Annotated in this window: 3 protein-coding genes and 1 pseudogene; all 4 read left to right on the top strand. The window is 77.9% G+C overall.

Annotation, left to right across the window (positions count from 1 at the left end; all coding sequences use genetic code 11):
- Positions 1–244, top strand: a pseudogene (locus tag L1885_RS25915) (hypothetical protein); the annotation flags it as partial.
- Positions 235–1,281 (top strand): SIS domain-containing protein, encoded by a 1,047-nt coding sequence (locus L1885_RS25910; protein ID WP_235799591.1) that lies wholly within the window; start codon positions 235–237, stop codon positions 1,279–1,281. The pseudogene L1885_RS25915 and the gene L1885_RS25910, both read left to right, overlap by 10 nt.
- Positions 1,278–2,267, top strand: a complete 990-nt coding sequence (locus L1885_RS25905) for an N-acetylglucosamine kinase (RefSeq protein ID WP_308117402.1) — start codon at positions 1,278–1,280, stop codon at positions 2,265–2,267. The genes L1885_RS25910 and L1885_RS25905 overlap by 4 nt, the downstream gene beginning before the upstream one ends.
- A gap of 1 nt (position 2,268) precedes the next feature.
- Positions 2,269–3,195 carry an alcohol dehydrogenase catalytic domain-containing protein gene (locus tag L1885_RS25900; RefSeq protein ID WP_235799590.1) on the top strand — a complete coding sequence of 309 codons (927 nt, stop codon included), beginning with the start codon at positions 2,269–2,271 and terminating at the stop codon, positions 3,193–3,195.
- The last annotated feature ends 99 nt before the right edge of the window (positions 3,196–3,294 follow it).

Raw genomic sequence — 3,294 nt, 5'->3', positions numbered from 1 at the left:
CTTCGCCGAACTCGTGGCCGGCGCGTGCAACCCCATCGACGACGTCCGCGGCACCGCCCGCTACCGCCGCCACGCGATCGGCGTGCTCGCCCGCAGGCAGCTCGGCTGGACCTGGGACCAGTACCGCCCGCCCGACGCACCGGGACCGTCCGCCCGCCCCCGCGGCCCACCCGCGCCATCGCGCGGGGCAGCGGCCCCGGCGGTGCGCGGTCCGCCCGTGAAAGGAAACCCCCCGTGTCCGTAGTGCCCGAAGGGACCATCCCCTACCTGGAAGGCCGCGCGTCACAGCCCGCGGCACTCGAACGTGTCACCGCGCGCGTCGCCGAGCGGATCGGCGCGCTCGACGCGCCCCTCGACGCGCTGCGGCCCCTGTTCGTCGGCATCGGCGCGAGCCACGCCGCGCTCGCCCTGCCCGTACGGCTGCTCGCCGAGCACGGCGTCCCCGCCCGGCGCGCCCTCGCCGGGGACCTCGGCCCCCGGCCGGCCACCGACGACGCGGACCTGGTCGTCGGCGTCTCGCAGTCCGGCCGCAGCACGGAGACGCTCGACGCGCTCGCGCACGTCGGCCGGGAGCGCAGCGCCGCGCTCGTCAACACCGCGCCCTCCCCGCTGGCCTCGCTCGCGGGCCGGGTCGTCGACCTCGGCAGCGAGCCGGACAGCTACGCGTCCACCATCGGTTACACCGGCACCCTCGTCGGGCTCGCGCTGGTCGCGCACGCCCTCGCCGGGCTGCCGCCCGCCGGCGCCGCCGGCGAATGGGCCGGCATCGGGGAGCGCCTGGAGCGCTACGAACGCGCCGTCGGCCCCGTCGTCGACGAGATCGCGGCGCGCGCCTCGTCCGTCGTCGCCGCGGACCTCGTCGGCGCGGGCGCGGGCCGCTCGGTCGCCGAGGAGGGGGCGCTGCTGCTGCGCGAGGTGTGCCGGGTCCCCGCGGCCGCGATGGTCACCCGCAACTACCTGCACGGCGCCATGGAGTCGGCGGGCCGCACCCTGCACGTCGTCGTCGGCGACGGACGGGAGGTCCGGCTCGCCCGCACGCTCGCCGCCGCCGGGCACCTCACCCTCGCCGTGACGTCCGCGCCGCTGACGGGGAAGGACGTACCGGGCGGCGCGCTGTTCGTGGCGCCGGTGCCCGGCGACGTGCCGCTCGCCGTGCGCACGGTGCTGGAGACGGCCGTCGTGCAGCGCCTCGCCGGGTCGCTGGCGGCGGCCCGGGGCGTGGAGATCGAGGAGTTCGTCTTCGAGAGCGACGACACCAAGACGCAGGAGACGCTCGCGTGAGCGGCCCGGCAGGCGGGAAGACGCGGGCGCGCGGCACCGCCCCCGGGAAGGGGGAGCCGGTGGGCGACGCCGTCGTGGTGGGCGTCGACATCGGCGGCACGAAGACCACGATCGCCCTCGCGAGCGCCCGCGACGGGACGGCACGGGGCGAGCGGACCGTGCCCAGCGACGGGTGGGCGACCAGGTCGCTGCCCGACGCCGCCGCCTGGCTCGACACCCGCGTCCGCGGCGTCCTCGGCGCCCCCGGGCCGGCGGTGGCCGCGGTCGCGGTGGGGGCGCACGGCTGCGAGACGCCGGAGCAGTGCGAGCGGCTCGCCGCCGCGTTGCGGGCGGCCACGGGCGTCCCGGTCACCGTGGTCAACGACGCCGAACTCCTCGTACCCGCAGCCGGGTTCACGCACGGCGTGGGCGTCGTCGCCGGCACCGGCTCGATCGCGGTCGGCCGCCACGCGGCCACGGGCGCGTACCTGAAGGGCGGCGGCTGGGGCTGGGTGCTCGGCGACGAGGGCTCCGGCTCCGCACTCGTGCGCGAGGCGGCACGCGCGGTCCTCGCCGAGGCCGACGTCCACGGCCCCGGCGCCGGGGGCGACCCGCTCGGGCCAGCCCTGCTCGCCTCCTACGGGCAGAGCGGCCTCGACGAACTCGCCGCCGCGATGAGCTGGGACGGCGGGGTGGAGACCTGGGGCGCCCACGCGCCCGTCGTGTTCGAGGCCGCCGCGGCCGGCTCCGAGCTCGCACGCCGCGTGATCGACGAGGGCGGGCGGGCGCTCGCCGGGCTCGTGGCCCACCTCGTGTCCAGGGGGGCCCGGGCGGACGCCGTCGTCGCGGCCGGAGGCGTCATCGGCGCGCAGCCCCGCCTTTTCGACGCCTTCGCCGGTGCCCTCGCCGAACGGGTCCCCGGCGCCGTACCCGTACTGCTCGACGCCGCCCCCGTGCGCGGGGCGGTCGCCCTCGCTCTGTCCCTCGTCCGGTCAGGAGGCCGTTGACATGCGCTGGTCCCAGGTGGTGTCCGCCCGTACGAGCGAGACGGTGGAGGCGCCCGACGTGCCGCCGGGCCCGGGCGAGGTCACCGTCCGCACGGCGGTCTCGGGCCTCTGCTCGTCCGAGCTGCCCGCGTGGACGGGGCACACGGGCACGTCCCCGACCCGGCTCGGCCACGAACTCTCCGGCGTGATCGGAGCGTTGGGCGCCGGGGTGTACGGCTGGCGGGTCGGCGACCGGGTCACCGGGTTCGCCTCGGGCGCCTACGCCGACGCCGTGAACGTGCCGGCGGACGCGCTGCTGCCCGTCCCCGCGAACGTCGCGGTCGACGAGGTGCTCGGCGAGCCCGTGGCCTGCGTGCTGGAGGCCCTCGCGCGCAGCGGCCTGCGCCCCGGGCAGCGGGTCGCGGTGGTGGGGCTCGGCTTCATGGGCCTCATCGCGCTCCAGGCCGCGGCAACCCACGCCCCGGCGCTGCTGGTCGGCGTCGATCCGGTGCCCGCCGCACGCGAGCTGGCCGCCTCGCTGGGCGCGCACGAGGTGTGCGCACCCGAGGACGCGCCGGAGAAGTCCTTCGACGTGGTCGTGGAGTTCACCGGCGCCGCGGCGGGGCTGCGCACGGCCGGTCGACTCACGGCGGCGCACGGAACGTTGTGCGTGGGCGGCTACCACCACAGCGGTCCGCGCGAACTCGACATCGAGCTGTGGTACCGCGGTGTGACGCTGATCAACGGCTTCACACCGCAGCGCCACCGCCACCTCGCGGCCCTGTCCGAGGGCCTGGGGCTGCTCGCCGACCGCCGGCTGACGCTGGCCCCGCTGATCACCCATCGTGTCGGCCTCGACGAGGTCGACCGCGGGTTCCGGCTGATGACCGAGCGGGAGCCCGGCTTCGTGAAGTGTGTCGTGGTGGGGGACGCCGGGGCAGCGGAGTAGGGGCGGGCGGGGCCCGGGCCCGGACCGCGCCGCCCGCGTCCGCCCCGTCCGCGCCGCCCGGGCACGCCTGTCCCGTACGGCCCGGGCACGCGCCTCCGC

It is taken from the genome of Streptomyces fuscigenes, from assembly GCF_021556455.1.
In the GTDB taxonomy this organism is placed as follows: Bacteria; Actinomycetota; Actinomycetes; order Streptomycetales; family Streptomycetaceae; genus Streptomyces; species Streptomyces fuscigenes.
The sequence above is the reverse complement of the archived record's forward strand: the minus strand, read 5'-3'. Positions and strand labels throughout refer to the sequence as shown.